The organism is Methylomonas sp. Uni0011 (assembly GCF_056850255.1).
This window is the reverse complement of record NZ_JBVVNO010000005.1, coordinates 1-15506: the sequence shown is the minus strand read 5'-3', so window position 1 is coordinate 15506 and position 15506 is coordinate 1. Positions and strand designations below refer to the sequence as shown.

The 15506-nt window shown below is 59.2% G+C and carries 11 protein-coding genes; 6 read left to right on the top strand and 5 right to left on the bottom strand.

Going from position 1 to position 15506, the window contains the following annotated elements; translation table 11 throughout:
* Nucleotides 1-84: 84 nt before the first annotated feature.
* The 3 genes from AC0IM9_RS08700 to AC0IM9_RS08690 all read right to left on the bottom strand — a co-directional run bounded on the left by AC0IM9_RS08700 (nucleotide 85) and on the right by AC0IM9_RS08690 (nucleotide 3180).
* Entirely contained in the window at nucleotides 85-1092 is a 1008-nt protein-coding gene (locus AC0IM9_RS08700; RefSeq protein ID WP_445370695.1) for a class 1 fructose-bisphosphatase, read from the bottom strand.
* Between the two features lie 104 nt (nucleotides 1093-1196).
* Nucleotides 1197-2693, bottom strand: a complete 1497-nt coding sequence (gene fliK, locus AC0IM9_RS08695) for a flagellar hook-length control protein FliK (protein ID WP_482803734.1) — start codon at nucleotides 2691-2693, stop codon at nucleotides 1197-1199.
* A gap of 28 nt (nucleotides 2694-2721) precedes the next feature.
* Nucleotides 2722-3180 carry an EVE domain-containing protein gene (locus AC0IM9_RS08690; protein ID WP_278211776.1) on the bottom strand — a complete coding sequence of 153 codons (459 nt, stop codon included), beginning with the start codon at nucleotides 3178-3180 and terminating at the stop codon, nucleotides 2722-2724.
* 263 nt (nucleotides 3181-3443) lie between these two features.
* Between AC0IM9_RS08690 and AC0IM9_RS08685 the strand changes: the two genes are divergently transcribed.
* From AC0IM9_RS08685 to AC0IM9_RS08670, 4 genes are read left to right on the top strand one after another with little or no spacing between them, the layout of a single operon-like run.
* Nucleotides 3444-4283 carry a S26 family signal peptidase gene (locus AC0IM9_RS08685; protein ID WP_482803733.1) on the top strand — a complete coding sequence of 280 codons (840 nt, stop codon included), beginning with the start codon at nucleotides 3444-3446 and terminating at the stop codon, nucleotides 4281-4283.
* Nucleotides 4284-4302: 19 nt separating this feature from the next.
* Nucleotides 4303-5229: an AAA family ATPase gene (locus AC0IM9_RS08680; protein WP_482803732.1), complete on the top strand. Its 927-nt coding sequence runs from the start codon at nucleotides 4303-4305 to the stop codon at nucleotides 5227-5229.
* A 4-nt stretch (nucleotides 5230-5233) separates the two neighbouring features.
* Nucleotides 5234-6490 carry a DUF58 domain-containing protein gene (locus AC0IM9_RS08675; protein ID WP_482803731.1) on the top strand — a complete coding sequence of 419 codons (1257 nt, stop codon included), beginning with the start codon at nucleotides 5234-5236 and terminating at the stop codon, nucleotides 6488-6490.
* Nucleotides 6487-7845 carry a DUF4129 domain-containing protein gene (locus AC0IM9_RS08670; RefSeq protein WP_482803730.1) on the top strand — a complete coding sequence of 453 codons (1359 nt, stop codon included), beginning with the start codon at nucleotides 6487-6489 and terminating at the stop codon, nucleotides 7843-7845. Before AC0IM9_RS08675 ends, AC0IM9_RS08670 begins: the two co-directional genes overlap by 4 nt.
* Before the next feature lie 69 nt (nucleotides 7846-7914).
* On the opposite strand, the gene AC0IM9_RS08665 is transcribed toward AC0IM9_RS08670, so the two are convergent.
* Together AC0IM9_RS08665 and AC0IM9_RS08660 are read right to left on the bottom strand one after the other, a co-directional pair.
* Nucleotides 7915-8895, bottom strand: coding sequence for a response regulator (locus AC0IM9_RS08665; RefSeq protein WP_482803729.1), 981 nt, complete (start codon nucleotides 8893-8895; stop codon nucleotides 7915-7917).
* A complete protein-coding gene (locus tag AC0IM9_RS08660; RefSeq protein WP_482803728.1) occupies nucleotides 8892-12581 on the bottom strand; it encodes a PAS domain S-box protein in 3690 nt (1229 codons plus the stop codon). Before AC0IM9_RS08660 ends, AC0IM9_RS08665 begins: the two co-directional genes overlap by 4 nt.
* Nucleotides 12582-12797: 216 nt before the next feature.
* Between AC0IM9_RS08660 and AC0IM9_RS08655 the strand changes: the two genes are divergently transcribed.
* Together AC0IM9_RS08655 and AC0IM9_RS08650 are read left to right on the top strand one after the other, a co-directional pair.
* The gene (locus tag AC0IM9_RS08655; RefSeq protein ID WP_278211783.1) at nucleotides 12798-13274 is read left to right on the top strand and encodes a GNAT family N-acetyltransferase; all 477 of its coding nucleotides are present in this window, start codon (nucleotides 12798-12800) and stop codon (nucleotides 13272-13274) included.
* A 106-nt stretch (nucleotides 13275-13380) separates the two neighbouring features.
* A complete protein-coding gene (locus tag AC0IM9_RS08650; protein WP_482803727.1) occupies nucleotides 13381-15324 on the top strand; it encodes a hypothetical protein in 1944 nt (647 codons plus the stop codon).
* Nucleotides 15325-15506 lie beyond the last annotated feature (182 nt).

The window sequence follows — 15506 nt, the reverse complement described above, 5'->3', positions numbered from 1 at the left end:
AACTAAATTTCCGATAAATAAGGTAGCCGCGCCGGTCACAACCGGCTACCGACTCATCCGGAGTCGGTTTCTGGTTTTAAATGTTCAATCCTGTTGATGGTAGGCAATGATGCGTTCGACTTCGTTCTTCGAGCCCAAAATCAACGGCACCCGCTGATGGATGCTATTCGGTTTCAAATCCAAAATCCGTTCCCGGCCGGTGCTGCATAAACCGCCGGCTTGCTCGATGATGAATGCCATCGGATTGGCTTCGTACATCAGACGCAGCTTGCCCGGTTTGCTCGGGTCGCGCAAGTCGTGCGGATACAGAAACACGCCGCCGCGGTTCAGAATCCGGTACACCTCGGCCACCAATGAGGCTACCCAGCGCATATTGAAATTTTTGCCGCGCGGTCCGTCTTCGCCGGCCACGCATTCGTCGATATAGCGTTTTACCGGCGGCTCCCAAAAGCGCTGGTTGGACATATTGATGGCAAACTCGCTGCTGTCTTCCGGGATTTTCATGTTGCAATGGGTCAGGATGAACTCGCCGACGTCCTGGTCCAAAGTAAAGCCGTTGACGCCGTTGCCGGTGGTCAGCACCAGCATCGTCGACGGCCCGTACAACACGAAACCGGCGCAGACCTGTTCGGTGCCGCGGCGCAGAAAATCTTCGGTTTCCGGTTCGATGCCTTCGCGGCAACGCAGAATTGAGAAAATGGTGCCGACGGTCATGTTGATGTCGATATTGGACGAACCGTCCAGCGGGTCGAACAACACCAGGTATTTGCCTTTCGGATATTGCTTCGGAATCTTGATCGGATCGTTGATTTCTTCGGAGGCCATGCCGCCCAACGAACCGCTCCAATCCAGGGCTTTGACCATGATGTCGTTGGTGATGATGTCCAGTTTTTTCTGGACCTCGCCCTGCACGTTTTCCGATTCGGCGCTGCCTAACACGCCGATCAAGGCTCCGCAGTTGACCCGATGCGAGATTTGTTTGCAGGCGGTGACGATGTTGTTCAGCAACAAGGTAAAAGTTCCCGATGCATCCGGCAGACCGCGCTGCTGTTCGATGATGAACTGGGTAAGGGTGACTTGCTGGTTAGACATGAATCTGTATCTCCAATGGATGAACGGCGCACGCCGCGGCGCGGCGGCCGAAGCGGAAATGAGTGTAAAGGCTGAACGTGAGCGGGCTGTTCAAGGTTAGGCAGCTAGACTTTTTCGCTTAACAAGCTTTGCGGCGACGCTATCGGCGAGTGTTCTTGGGCAGGTTTGCCTTGTTGGGCATCCATAAAACCGGGCTTCAATCCTTTTTCTTCGAATTGCCGTCTCAGGTAGTCGAGACGCGCGTTAATTTTTTCGACCGTATCGGCCGATTCGCTCCAGAAACGGGTGTTGACGCTACCGTCGTAACAGGAGAGCTTGCAATGTATTGTAGCAAGTTCCGGCGGGGTAATGGTAATGCTCACTACCCAGTTGTTCTGTCCGGCCGGGTTGCCGTTGCCGTCTCGATCGTGCTCCACAACCAGTTCCAGCAGGTCCGGCTTACCGTTTTGCAGGAAAGGCAGCTCCAACACCCAAACCTGACGCGGCGTATCGTCTTTCGGCAACGAATGCAACTGGTCCAAGGTTAATTTCGCCAGACTGCCCTCGGCTTGCTGCAACAGCTCTCTCAGCAGCGGTTCGCTGGCGGAGGCGGAATGTTCCGCCGCAGCCGGTTTCAATTCCAGCGCCAATTGCGCAATAAACTTGCTCAGTCTGAGCTTGAAGTCGTCCGCCAACGTAGGCGGCGCCTGCTGCCGGCCGGCTTGCGCCAATTGCGCTTCCAGGAACAGGCCGGAGCGAGCGACGGCTGTTTTCAGATCGTTGGCTTGGAACAACGCCGATTTATCCGGAATCGCCCGCAAAATCTGCAAAGCCAGATGTTTCAGGGTTTCGCCAACGGTTTTATCGGCGATCAATTCGCCGACGGCATGGTCCAGCCGGTTCAGCATGAGCAGGGGCGAACTTTGCTGCGGCAGGGCTTGTTTGAAAGCGGCGGCGACCAGTTCAGCTTCCAAGTCCGCCGGCGCCAGACTGACGCTGAACAATGGCGGCGAGCCGGCCTTGACCAGTTGCAATTCGATGCGGCTACCCGGCACCAGCACCGGTTTGGCCGGATCGGCTTCGAGCAATTGCCGGCTATCCAGCGTGACCGGCTGAGCTGGCGAATGGCCGGCAACGTTATCGGTTGCTGGTTGGCCGGATGCAGGCAATGGCATAGCCAATTGCAGCGTCACGCCCTGTTTGCCGACGCTGACCACCTGGGCCGGCACGGCCTGGCCGAGTTGCAGGTTTGGTAACGGATTGCCGGCTGCCGCCACTTGTGCCGGCGCGGCGGCAGTGGTCAGTTTCAGCAGCGGCGCTTCGCCCCCGGCTGTCGGCTTGGCATTGGCCGGTAGCGGCGGCGCGATCAATTTGAATTCCGGCGTCGGCAATAATTTGACCACTTGCAGCTGCAAGCTTTGGCCGGCAGCGAACGGCAAGGGCAGGGGCGTCTGCAGCGTCAAGGCCTTGCCGGCCATGTTTACCGTCAGCAGATTCAATTGGGCTTGATTGACGGCGATCTTGGCTTCCAGAACCTGATTCAGTTTCAGCTCCGGAAAGGCGGTGCTGACTTTGTTCAGGGCGGCTTGCAGATTGGCATCCAGCGGCAGTTTGATTTCCACGAGCGTCACCTTGCCGCCGGCAGGACGGCTATTCCAGCGCCAGAATAAACGCCCACTGCTCGGCGCTGACCGGCATGATCGACAGCCGATTGCCGCGGCGCAACAAAGCCAGCTCGCCCAGCTCGGATTTGGTTTTCAGCTCGCGCAGGCTGATCGTGCGCGACAGTTTCCGCACGAACTTGACGTCGACCATGAACCAGGTCGGCTTATCCGGATGGCTTTTCGGATCGAAATGCTTGTCGTCCGGATCGAACGCTGTGAAATCCGGATAACTTTCCCTGACCACCTCGGCAATGCCGACGACGCCGGGCTCGTCGCAATTGGAGTGGTAAAACAAGATTTGGTCGCCGATTTTCATCTCGTCGCGCATCATGTTGCGTGCCTGGTAATTGCGGACGCCGTCCCAATGTTCGGTTTGCTGCGGCCGCGCATATAAATCGTCGATACCGAAGGTTTCCGGTTCCGATTTCATCAGCCAATAACGCATAAATTCTCCTTGATATTCGAATCGGTCTACTGTCGGCCAAAACCGGCCGGTAGCGGAAACCGGGGGCGGCCTTAGTTTATCAAGTTATAGCCATAACCATAGCCAAACTGCCGCAATTGCATACCCGCCGTAACGCAGCGAGTCATGGCAACGCAATCCAAAACTTGGACTATGTTTACGCTACCCAGCAACAACGCTAGAGCCGACCAGCCAGTCGCGGCGCTTGGCTGGCCCATTTGCAATTGACCCCAACCAGGAGTTTCATGCTTACCAGCCTAAGAATTTGGCCGAATCTGTTATGCCTGTTGGCCGGCATCGTTTTCGGATTTCCGCTAATCCACGCGCCGTTGAACCATCCTGTCAGCCGCATGGCGTCCGCCAATCCGGCTTATCGCGAACTGAGTCAGAATGCATTCATGGTGATGTCGAATCGGATTGAATTGAGCCGGGGGCGTTTGGTCCGCTATACCGACGCTGCCGGACAACTGCAAATCACTCGGATTCAGGGCATGCCGGGCGACCAAGTCGGTTTTGCCGGGCAAACCCTGACGGTGAACGCCCAGCCGGTGGCCGTGTATCCGCAACTGCGGATGGCGCAAGGCTCGTTAATCGTGCCGCAGGACGCGGTGTTCTGTTTTCCGGATATCGCCGCGGACATTGGCGGCAACGAACGCAATCTGCAGCAGTATCTGATTCCCGCCAATGTGTTGGACGGCAGCGTGCTCTATGTGTTGAACAACAATTCGACCGCTGCGGCAAATCCGGAGTTTTTCGGTTACGGTTACGGATTGTTACTGGCTTATTTGATCGTGTTTCTGGCCCTGGCCAGAAATAAAGATCGCTTGCATCCGGCGGTTTACTATCCGGTGCGCTGGGTCGTCGGCCTGAATCTGCTGGTTTGGGTTTTACTTGCCGGTTACGGGATTTACGTCGGTTTATCCGGAATCGTGCCGTCGATCTATTTCATTTTTCTGTCGGCATTGGCGTATTTGGGCTTGTCGGCGGCCGCGGCGAGTACTTCTGCTTTGGCGGTCGGGCTATTGGCCTTGCTGGTCATTTTTGCCGATAAGCCGATCTTGGGCCAAGCCGGTCCGAATTCCTGATTCAACTCAATAGCTCGCTATGGAAAACATTCACACCCTGATCGAAAACGTCGAACGCGTCATCGTCGGCAAACGGCCGGTCATCGAACTGGCTTGCGTCGCCATCCTTTGCAAAGGCCACATTCTGCTGGAAGACGTGCCCGGAACCGGCAAAACCATGTTGGCGCGGGCATTGGCGCGGTCGATCCAAGTCGACATGAAGCGCCTGCAATGCACGCCCGATTTATTGCCGTCGGACATCACCGGCGTCGCGGTATACAACCAGAAAAGCGCGGATTTCGAATTCCGTCCCGGCCCGGTATTCACCCAATTGCTATTGGCCGACGAAATCAACCGGGCGACGCCGCGGGCCCAGTCGGCATTGCTGGAATGCATGGAAGAGTTCCACGTCAGCGTCGACGGCCAAAGTTACGAATTACCGAAATTATTCACGGTCATGGCTACGCAAAACCCGATTGACATGGCCGGCACCCATGCGCTGCCGGAGGCGCAATTGGACCGTTTTTTCATCCGGCTGCATATGGGCTATCCCAATATCGACCAGGAAATCAAAATTTTGGCGGCGCAAGCGCACAACCATCCGATCGAGACCCTGCAACCGGTTACCACCGAAGCCCAAATTCTGGCGGCGCGCGCCGAGGTGAAAAATGTCTATATTAGCCCGGATGTGGCCGCCTACGTCGTCGGTATCGGCGCCGCCAGCCGCAAACACGCCGATTTGCGTTTGGGCGCCAGCCCGCGCGCGACCTTGGCGCTGGCGCGCGCCGCGCAAGGTTTGGCCTATTTGCGCAGCCAAGCCTTCGTCACTCCGGATTTGGTGAAGCTAATCGCGCCGGCGGTACTGGAGCACCGATTGCTGGTGCGGCCGCAGGCGGCGGTGCTGGGCCGCAGCGCCGGCGAAATTCTGGCCGAGATTCTCGGCCAATTGCCGCCGCCGGTGGTGTAGGCCGATGTCGGTTCAACGCCGGTTTTGGATACTGGCCGGGTTTGCGTTGGCGGCTTATGCCGCCGCCATCGCCCGCGAACAAAGTCTGCCTTGGCTATTGGCGGCCTTGATCGGCGGCGGTTTGCTCAGCGGTTTGCTTTGGCCTTACCTGTTGTTGAAGCGGGTGGCAATCCGTCGGATCGCCCCGCAACGGGCTTTGGAAGGCGATACGGTTAAATTCGAATTCGAAGTGCATAACCGCGGCCTGTTACCGCGCTTTATGCTGGAATTGGCCGACCATCTGCCTTTTGTCGGCGCCGCCGAATCGCTGCCTGCCGCCGGTGCTCGCTTGCTCGGCGGGATTTCGTACATCCCCGGCGGCGCTAGCCGCCGTTTCGAGTTGACGTTGCAATGCGAAAAACGCGGCTTTTACCTGCTGGGGCCGGTCGGCCTGGCTTCGTCGTTTCCGTTAGGTTTGGCGGAAGTGCGTATCGCCGGAGAACAGACGACGCCAGAATTCACGATCTACCCCAAATTGTTTCCGATCCAGGCCTTGGCCTTGCTCGGTGCGCCCAGTCAGATTCACCGCGGCGCCTACTGTTTGCCGGAGGGCGCCGGAGCGGCCGAGTTCGCCGGCCTGCGCGAATACCGTAGCGGCGACAACCCGCGCCACGTGCACTGGCCGACCACCGCGCGCATGAACGAATTGATGGTAAAAGAATTCGAACCGCTGGCTTCGGCTTGCCTTTACATTGCACTGGATTTGGCCAAGGACGCCAATGTCGGCCGCGGCCGCCACAGCACCCTGGAGTATGCGATACGCATCGCCGCATCGGTCGCCGGATATGCCTGCCGCCAAAACATCCATAGCCGCTTGCTGGCTTACGGGGCACAAACCGTGCGCTTTGCTTCCGGTAAAGGCGACTTGCACTTTCAGCATATATTGGACGCCTTGGCCGTGGCGGACAGCGACGGCCGCACCCCCTACGCCGAACTGTTGACCGATATTGCCTTGCATTGCCAGCGCGGCGAGACGGTGGTGTTGCTGCTCAGCGAACCGCCGCACCGGGACGCGGCGACGCTCCAAGCGCTGGCTTTGCTGCGCGCCAGAGGCGCCAATTTGCTGGCGGTAAGCTTCGATCGCGACAGTTTTTTTCCGAGCGGCGCCGGCATGGCCGCCGCACCGCGGCCAAGGGATTTGACCCTGGGCCTGCTGGAGATGGGCGTGCCAAGCCTGACCGTGCGCAAAGGCGACGATTTGACCGAGGTATTCAATTCGTGAACGAAACCAAACTTGCCGGATCGCTGTATGCCGGGTTGTTCGCCGCGCAACTGTTGGCGCTGGCCTGCAACGCGTTTTTGGATATCGGCTACGGCAGCTTCGGCAGGGAAATGCTGTTTTGGTCGGTGGTTTTCGGCGGCACTCTGGCCGTTGGCTGGCGCCAAGCCCGAAAAGCCGGCGGCTGGGGCGGCATTGCCCAAAAATTCGTGTTGTTTTTCGGTTTGGTGTTGTTCGTGTTCGCATTCTTGCCGCTGTGGGGCATGCCGCGCGCCGGCCTGTACCTGCTGGCGATGCTGCAAGCGGCTTACAATTGCGCGACCGCCAGCCGCCGCCAGTTGCATCTGGGGTTGTTGACTTCGCTGGCCTTGGTGCTGTTTGCCGCTTCCCACTACCGGGCGGACTGGACCATGCTGTTTTATATCCTGCCGTATCTGATGGCCGCCGTGTTTACCTTGGTTGCCAGCCAGATTGGCCAGCGTAGCGACGACCTGCGCCTGACCGGCCTGGCGCGGACATCGAGCAGCCAGGGGCAGGGCGCCGCCAGCTTGGCCGCCACGCTGAGCATCTTGTTGCTCGGCGGCGGCTTGTACCTGTTGACGCCGCAAGTCAGTTGGCCTTATCTGGAATCGCGCTTCGGCCAGGATATTCCGCACGCGCCGGGCGGCGAGCTGGAACAGGCGGAGTCCGGCGGCCAGACCGGTTCCGCCGCAACTAAAAGCCAGGGCGGGACCGCCGAAAACGGAACCGGCGGCGGCCAAGGTTTGCAATGGCCGGGCATGCACTGGCCCGGGCCGCAGGAAATGCGCGTCGCGGCGCAGCGGCCGCATATGCCGCAATGGCAAAAATCGGCGATCGAGCAACTGGCCGGATTCAGCGAAACGCTAGAGCCGGCGGTATTGCTCGTCTTCGATTGGTGGCGCTGGCTGCGGCAATGGCTGCGCGAACATTGGCTGGATTTGATGTTCGCGTTGCTGGGATTGATTCTGCTGGCCGTGATACTGGCTTTCCGCAATCTGCTGCGGGAGACGCCTTGGGCGATCTGGCTGGCTAGCCGTTGGGATTATTGGTATCTGGGCCGCTGCGGACGCCACGCCGGGGGCGAGCCCGGCGCTTGCCAATACTACCGGGCGATGGAACGCTTGTTTGCGCTCGGCGAATTGCCCAGATCGCGCTTCAGCAATACGCGCGAATATCTGGCGCAGATCAACCGGCTGCAGCGTCGGCAGGTCCAGCGCCACGCTCAGGAGCTGACGCACTTGTTCGAAGCAGCCCGCTACGGGGCCGGCGCCGCCGACCCGGCACACTTGCAACGCATGCGGCGGATTTATCTGGAAATGTATCGCGAATCGATTTGAAACGCTCGCGTCGGGCGCGTACCCAGCGCCGACATGAGCCTGTTTCTCGGCTTGCCGTTCGGGCGCGGCTCAAGGCGCGAACTGCGCCTTCAATGCCAGTATTTCCGGCATGATCGCCATGAACAGTTCCAGCAAATGCGGGTCGAAATGGCTGCCTGCGCCGCTACGCATCGTTTCCAGGACCGTTTCCTGCGGCCAGGCTGGTTTGTAAGGCCGTTTGCTGCTCAAGGCATCGAACACGTCGGCAATTGCGATGATGCGGGCCGATTCGGGGATGGCTGCGCCGGCCAAGCCGGCCGGATATCCGGTGCCGTCCCAGCGTTCGTGGTGGTAATGAGCGATTTCGGCGGCCATTTTGAATACCGGATTGTCGGTCTTGCTCAGTATGTCGTAGCCGATTTGCGAATGCGTTTTCATGATGTCCCAATCGCGGCCGGCCAAACCGGATTGCGCCTTCAAGATCGCGTGCGGAATGCCAATCTTGCCGGTGTCGTGGGTCGGGGCGGCCAGCTTGATCATTTCCACTTGCGCCGGGCTCCAGCCGGCAGCACGGGCCAGCGCCGCCGAATAGGCCGCCATCCGCCAAATGTGGTCGCCGGTGTAAGGGTCGTTGTAATGGCCGGCGGCGCCCAGCATTTCGATCGCGGCGCGGGCCAAGTCATCCAGTTCCTCAACCCGGACCAGCGACAGGTGGGTCTGGACCCGGCGCAGCACGATCGGGCCGGAAACCGGCTTTTGAATGTAGTCCACCGCACCGACGTCGAAACCGTAGGCCTCGTTTTCGGTTTCGCCCATCGCCGTGACGAAAATGACCGGAATCTTCGCGGTGCCGGCGTCTGCTTTCAAGTGGATGCAGACCTGATAACCGTCCATGTCCGGCATCATGATGTCCAGCAGAATCAGGTCCGGCCGGTGGTCGCGCGCTGCGGCCAGCGCTTTTTCACCGTTGATGGCGAAAATCAGCTCGTAGCGGTCTTTCAGAATTTGCTGCAACACCTTCAGATTGTTCGGTTCGTCGTCGACCAGCAGCAGTTTGTAACTGTCTTTCATGCTTGCTCTCCTTCTGCGGCACCGGCGAGTTTGGCCTGCAACCGTCCGACCGCTGCCTTGGCGCCGTCGAAATCGAAGCTGTCCAATTCGTAGCGGATGGCTTGCAATTCGGTTGCTGTCAGGTAAGGCGCCAGCTCCTGCAACACCGGCTCGACTTTTTCCGGATTCAACGTGTCCAGGTTCCGTAGCAACTGTTGCAACAGATCGGCGATGTGCACGGGGTCGAAGGCTTCCGCGCTGGCCACCGGCTGTTTTTCCGGCAATTCAAGCCGGCGAACTGCCGCGGCGGCTTGGTCAAGTGCACTGCGCAAACGGTCGATTTGGGCTGCGGCCAGCGCCGGTGTGCCGTTCTTCAGTTCGGCATCGATGTTGGTGGCCAAGGCTGCGATGTCGACCAATGCCAGATTGCCGGCCACGCCTTTCAGGGCGTGTGCGCTGCGCTTGGCGGCTTCAATGTCGCCGTTTGCCAGACTGAGCTGAATGTTGTCGGCGTCGGCAGCGTGTTGCGCGGCGAAATTAAGCAGCGCGTCGGCGTAAATCAACGGGTCCAGCCAATTGCTCAGGCCTTTCCGGTAGTCGGCAACGTCGGCCAGCGGTGCGAAATCGACAGAGGCTTCGTTGGTGGGCGCGGGCGCTCCGCCGTTATTGGCAATGCCGAAACCGGGCGGCGTCAGATTTTCCATCTGCGCCAGCAGTTCGTCGATGTCGATCGGTTTGCCGACAATCGCGTCGATCCCGGCCGCCAGCGACTCCCGGCGTTCATGGCTGAGGACGCTGGCGGTCAGCGCCAAAATCGGAATCCGGCGCAGGCTGCCTTGCTCCAGTTCGCGGATTTGACGGGTGGCCTGGATGCCGTCCAGGACCGGCATTTGCAAGTCCATCAGAATCAAGTCGAAGTCGGATTCGTGGTAGGCCGCGACGGCTTCGGCGCCGTTTTTGACCCAGCGTACCCGGTGGCCTTGCTGTTCCAGGCGCAGGCTAGCCAGTTTCGCGTTGGCTTCCACATCCTCGGCCAACAGGATTTTGAAGCGGCGCGGCGAGTAATAAGCCCGTTTGCGCGGCGCAGCCGATTCGTACAGGCAAACGTCGTTGGCTGCCGCTTCCGGCAGCCGCACCGTGAAATGGAACACCGAACCGACGCCGAGTTGGCTTTCCACCCAAATCCGCCCGCCCATCATTTCCACAATTTGTTTGCTGATGGTGGTGCCCAGGCCGGTACCGCCGAAACGGCGGCTGGTGGTGGCGTCGGCTTGGGAGAACGATTCGAAGATGCGTTCGGTTTGTTCCGGGCTCATGCCGATGCCGGTGTCGGCGATGGCGAAATGCAGCAGTTCCGGCTGTTCCGCCCGGCCGATGCTGACGGCAATATAGCCGGTGTCGGTGAATTTCACCGAGTTGCCGACCAGGTTTAATATGATCTGCCGCAGCCGATTCGGATCGCCGACGAAGAGGTGGGGCAGGCCGGCCTCAACCGCCAGATCGATGCGCAAACCCTTTTCCGCGGCGCGCAAACTCATGATTTGCAGCGCTTCCTGGATTGCGACCGGCAAGTTGAAACAGACCGACTCCAATTCGATTTTGCCGGCCTCGATTTTGGAGAAATCCAGGATGTCGTTGATCACGCTCAGTAAATGCCGACCCGAGCTGAGGATGGTTTTGATGTGATTGCGGGTGGCATTCGACAGGTTGGCGTCCTGCAGGGCGACCTCGGCGAAGCCGATCACCGTGTTCATCGGCGTGCGGATTTCGTGGCTCATATTGGCCAGGAAGTTGGCTTTGGCTTTGGCGGCGGCCTCGGCCGCTTCCTTGGCTTGGCGCAGTTCCAGCTCCGCCTGTTTTTGCAATGTGATATCGGAAATAAAACCGACGAAGATGTGCCGGCCCTCGGAAATGATGCCGTGGCCGACCGCCAGACTGGCCGGGAAGCGGCTGCCGTCTTTGCGTTGGGCGATGACTTCGCGTTCGGTACCGAGGATTCTCGATTGCCGCTGAGCCAGAAATCGGCGGATATAACCGTCGTGGGCCGAGGCGTCGGGTTCCGGCATCAGGAGTGAGACGTTTTTGCCGACGATTTCATCGCTGCGCCAGCCGAACAGCTTCTCCGCTGCGGGGTTGAACATGCGGATAATGCCGCTGCTGTCGATCGAAATCACCCCGTTGACGGCGGTCTGGACAATGGCCTTGACTTCCGTAGTGGCCATCGCCACCAATTCTTCCAGATGCTCGCGATATTCCAGCAACTCCGCTTCGGCGGCCTTACGCTCGGTAATATCGGTAATCGAACCGACCATGCGTACCGGCCGGCCGTTTGCGTCGCGCAAGGCCTCGCCCCGGTCCAGGACCCAGCGGTAACTGCCGTCGCGATGGCGTAAGCGCAGTTCGGTGGAGTAGCGTTCGTTCCGTTCCAAGTGCCGGGCAAAGGCGTCGCTGGCCCTGGCTTTGTCGTCGGGATGGATCAATTCGAAGAAGATCGCTTCCTCGTTCGGCAATTCGCCTGCGGCATAACCGAGAATTTTATTCCAGCGCGGCGACAGATAGTATTCGTGGGTCAGGATATTCCAGTCCCAGATACCATCGTTGACGGCCCGCTCGGCCAGGATGTAACGCTCTTCGCTGGTACGTAGCGCCAGGGTGCGTTCGGCGATCTTCGTTTCCAGATTGTGCTGGGCGTCGGCCAGGGCGTCGGTCATATGATTGAAGGAACTGGCCAGTTCGGCGATTTCGTCGTGCCCGCTCACCTCGGCGCGCAGGCTGAAGTCGCCGTCGCGAATCCGGCGCGCGGTCAAGGTCAGGCGCGCGATCGGCGCGACGATGCGTTTGGCCAACGCCTGCGAGGTAAAACCGGTCAGCACAATAAAGGCCGTTACCACCAGCAACATGTTGTGCTTCAGGCTTTGGATTGCCGAGAAGGCTTCGTCTTGCTCGATTTGGGCCAGGATGCAGCCGCCGCCGATCTCGGCGACGTGGCGATAGCTGTAGATCACCGCTCGCCCCCGGTAATCTTTGTCTTGCCCTTGCCCGTTTTCTCCGGCCAGGCAGGCGGCCAAAGGACTGTTGGCGGTGGCCTGAGCTTGATTTGGGGCCGGCGGGAAACGGGCTGGCGTTACGAAAATGCCTTGCCGGTCGGCCAATAGGCTTTCCCCGGAGCGGCCGAGGACCGCGTGGGGGCCAAAAATGGCCTGGATCGGCGCTTCCTGGTAAAACACAGCCAGTTGCCACGGTTGGCCAGGATCGCCGGCAATCGTATAAAAATAGCCGGAGCGATCGGGCAGGGATGGAATCAGGCCGGCGAGCTGGTCACGGCCAAAGTGGGCGAAATCGGCGATCGGCAGCGGCGGATTGCCGATCGCCAACGTGTCGGTCCGATCGCTGCGGAATAGCCAAGCGCCTGCGGCGCCTTCCCGATGCAGGAAATCGTTGACGCTACGCATGGCGCAGTCCCGGTTTAGCCGGTCCTGGACCATACATTCGGCCAACAAATCTGCCAAAGCGGCATTGGTGTGGCTATTGGCCCGGCGCAATACCATCACCAATTGTTCCAGGCGGCTCTCAGCCACGCGGCTGACTGCGTCGAGACGGTTGCCAAGAATATCGTCGATCGCAAAGCGGTAGGCCATCCAGCCGGTCGCGAAGGTCGGCAACAAAATCAAGAGCAGCAACAGCGCGATTAATCGTTTTTGCAGCATCAGAGTATGCCTCGCGGGGATGGCGTTGCCGCCGATGTTACGCCGAATGCCGACAGCGCTGCAACGCTTGAATATTACCGGCCGTTAGTGGATTAACATGCCGCGGCGGGCGAGCTTGTCAAACCGGACCAGATTGGGGGCTGGCAAAAAGCGCGGATTCCATGGCACCGGGTTTCCGTATAATTCCGGCCAGTTCAACAACATAAGCAAAACCGTATGTCGATCGTCGATTTGACCGCCGCACCTCATCACCTGCCAACTTTGGCCGCCTGGCACCAAGCGGAATGGGCGTATTTGAATCCGGGCGAAACCTTGCCGATGCGCATCGCCAGGATGCAGGCTTATTTGCAGGCAGGCCTGATTCCATCGACCTTTGTCTACGAGCGACAAGGTTGTCTGGCCGGGTCGGCGGCCATTGTGGCCTGCGATATGGAAACCCGACCGCAGTGGACGCCTTGGTTGGCCAGCGTGTTTGTCGCGCCGCAGTTTCGTCGGCAGGGAATCGGCGGGCGCTTGGTGCGGCATGTCATGGCCCAAGCCGGTGCGGCCGGTTACGAGCAGTTGTATTTGTTTACCCCGGATCGTGTTGCTTTTTACGAAACACTGGGGTGGCAGCCTGTTGCCGAGGAAATATACCGCGGCAGCCGGGTTAGCGTGATGCGGGCGCAATTGCACGATCTTGAAACGGCGTAGTGTTGGCGGGCGGGCAGACTAGAAAAAACCTTGATTATTAAATGCTTGACAGCGGCGAGCGATAAATTCTAGGCTCAGTTGACTTTTGCCACAGCCGGAGTACGCCATGAAACGAATTGCGCTCAGTCTTGCCGGGGCCGTGTTAAGCGGTGTGTTTGTCAATCAGGCGGTGGCGGTCAGTATTACCCAACGGGCCGGCAACAATTTCCGCACCGCCGCCAACAATCAGGAAGTGCTGCTTGACAAGGATAACGTCAACCCCGACCGCTTCGGTTTGTTGCGTACCTACGATTTCAACGCCAAAGTCGAAACCCAGCCATTGGTGCTGGAAAACGCGGCCAACGGCGACGATTTGGTCGTCGTCACGACGATGAAAAACGAAGTTGTCGGCATCAACGCCCGCACCAATGCCACCCTTTATAACGTCAAATTGGGGCCGGAAATCAGTTCGCAGGACATGGATATGTGGAAGCACACGCCGACCTGGGGCATATCGGCCACACCTATCGTCGATCCGGCCAGCAATACTTTATTCGTCGCCTCCTGGCAAAAGAAAAACAACGACAACAAGCTCCGCGACTATTGGGTCTATGCCTTGAATCCCGCGGACGGCAGCCAAAAAGCGCCGCCGGTGAGGATTTTCGGTCGGTCGCAGGAAGGCAACGGCTGTTGGTTCAACGACGCCGGTGCGCTTTACCGGGAGAATAACCAGACCAAGCAATATGTCTATCCCAAGTTGCGCGCCGGTCTGGCATTGACCGCGAATAACGGCTTGGTCATGGCATTTGCCGCCAACGAGGAAAAGCTGCTGGGTGGGCGCAAAAATCCGCACGGTTTTGTCGTCGCCTACGATACCCGCGCGCTGCTGGGGCAGCCGGGGTTCTCCAAAGAAGCGGCGATCTTCTGCGCGACCGCGTTCAATTCGTGGGGCGCCGGCATCTGGCACGCCGGCGGCGCACCGGTCACCGAAGACGACATGATCTACGTCGCCACCTCCAACGGTACGTCCAATAACGGCGGCGTCGATCTGGCGGAAAGCATGATCAAACTGCGCTTCAAGCCCGGCCTTGGCGGCGCCCGGCCGCTGTTGGAGCAAGTGGATTATTACAAAGCCTTTCTTGACGAGCGGGTTGCACATAAGGATTGCCTGTGGCAGGACAACGACTCGGAAGTGTCCTGCGGCCGGGCCGGTGCCGGTTCCGCCGGTGCGGATTGGGATTTCGGCGCAGCCGGGCCGATGCTGGTGCCGGGTTCGAGTTTGCTGCTGCAAGGCACCAAGGACGGCATCATTTATTCGCTGGATAAATTCAATCTGGGGAAAAACGATCGCTTTAACCAGTTGCTGTCCAAACCGCCGCTGGTGGCGACTTACTACGGCGGCGGCATCGACGAGAACTGGGACAGGGCGCAGCACCTGAACCGCAGTCTGCCGTGCCCGGCGGCCGGCCACAGCGATCACGGCTGGTTCGTGCCGTGCGGCGATCCGGAAAACAACAAGATGCACCATATCCATGCCTTGGCGCTGGCGCAACGCGACCAGAGCGGCGGTATCGTCTACGTCTGGGGCGAAAATTCGCGGTTGAAGGCTTACGATTTCTCGACGCTGGACGGCAAATTGCCCAGCTTCCGCGCCGAAGCCGACGATCTGGCCTCGGTCGGCGTCGCCTCTCCCGGCGGCATGCCCGGCGGTTTGCTGATGATCTCCGGCAAACCCTCGGCCGCATCGGCGTTTCCGCACGCTATCGACTTCGGTTCTGCCATTGTCTGGGCGGTTTATTCCAAATTCGGCGATGCAAATAAGGCGTTCGCCGAAGGCCAATTGGTCGCCTACGACGCGACCACGGTGTTGCCGGGCAACAAGCTGAAACGCCTGTTCCGCACCGGCGACGACAATAACGGCGGCCTGGGCAAAATGTCGCGAATGATCCCGCCGGTGGTCGCCAACGGTCGGGTGTATGTGATGATTTACCGAATCGGCACCTCGGATTGCACCGCGCCGGATAACCAGTTGCCGGTTTGCAGCCAATTGAAGGTGTATGGTTTGAAATAGCCGGGGTTTGTGAGTTGTTCCGCGCTATTCGGTTGCGAGGTTGATTGGCTGGTTTCGACCCTTTGCGGTCTGTCACCTAATGTGATTCTATGACAGAGATTGATTCGTTACCAGTCATATACCTTGGTCTTCGATAATATGGTGGATTGGGCGCAATGAAACGGTAAACCTAATTGCTATGT

Excerpts from the sequence above, each read along its gene's own strand:
- AC0IM9_RS08700 (WP_445370695.1), bottom strand. The coding sequence starts at position 1,092 with ATGTCTAACCAGCAAGTCACCCTTACCCAGTTCATCATCGAACAGCAG.
- AC0IM9_RS08690 (WP_278211776.1), bottom strand. The coding sequence starts at position 3,180 with ATGCGTTATTGGCTGATGAAATCGGAACCGGAAACCTTCGGTATCGAC.
- AC0IM9_RS08685 (WP_482803733.1), top strand. The coding sequence starts at position 3,444 with ATGCTTACCAGCCTAAGAATTTGGCCGAATCTGTTATGCCTGTTGGCC.
- AC0IM9_RS08680 (WP_482803732.1), top strand. The coding sequence starts at position 4,303 with ATGGAAAACATTCACACCCTGATCGAAAACGTCGAACGCGTCATCGTC.
- AC0IM9_RS08675 (WP_482803731.1), top strand. The coding sequence starts at position 5,234 with ATGTCGGTTCAACGCCGGTTTTGGATACTGGCCGGGTTTGCGTTGGCG.
- AC0IM9_RS08665 (WP_482803729.1), bottom strand. The coding sequence starts at position 8,895 with ATGAAAGACAGTTACAAACTGCTGCTGGTCGACGACGAACCGAACAAT.
- AC0IM9_RS08660 (WP_482803728.1), bottom strand. The coding sequence starts at position 12,581 with ATGCTGCAAAAACGATTAATCGCGCTGTTGCTGCTCTTGATTTTGTTG.
- AC0IM9_RS08655 (WP_278211783.1), top strand. The coding sequence starts at position 12,798 with ATGTCGATCGTCGATTTGACCGCCGCACCTCATCACCTGCCAACTTTG.
- AC0IM9_RS08650 (WP_482803727.1), top strand. The coding sequence starts at position 13,381 with ATGAAACGAATTGCGCTCAGTCTTGCCGGGGCCGTGTTAAGCGGTGTG.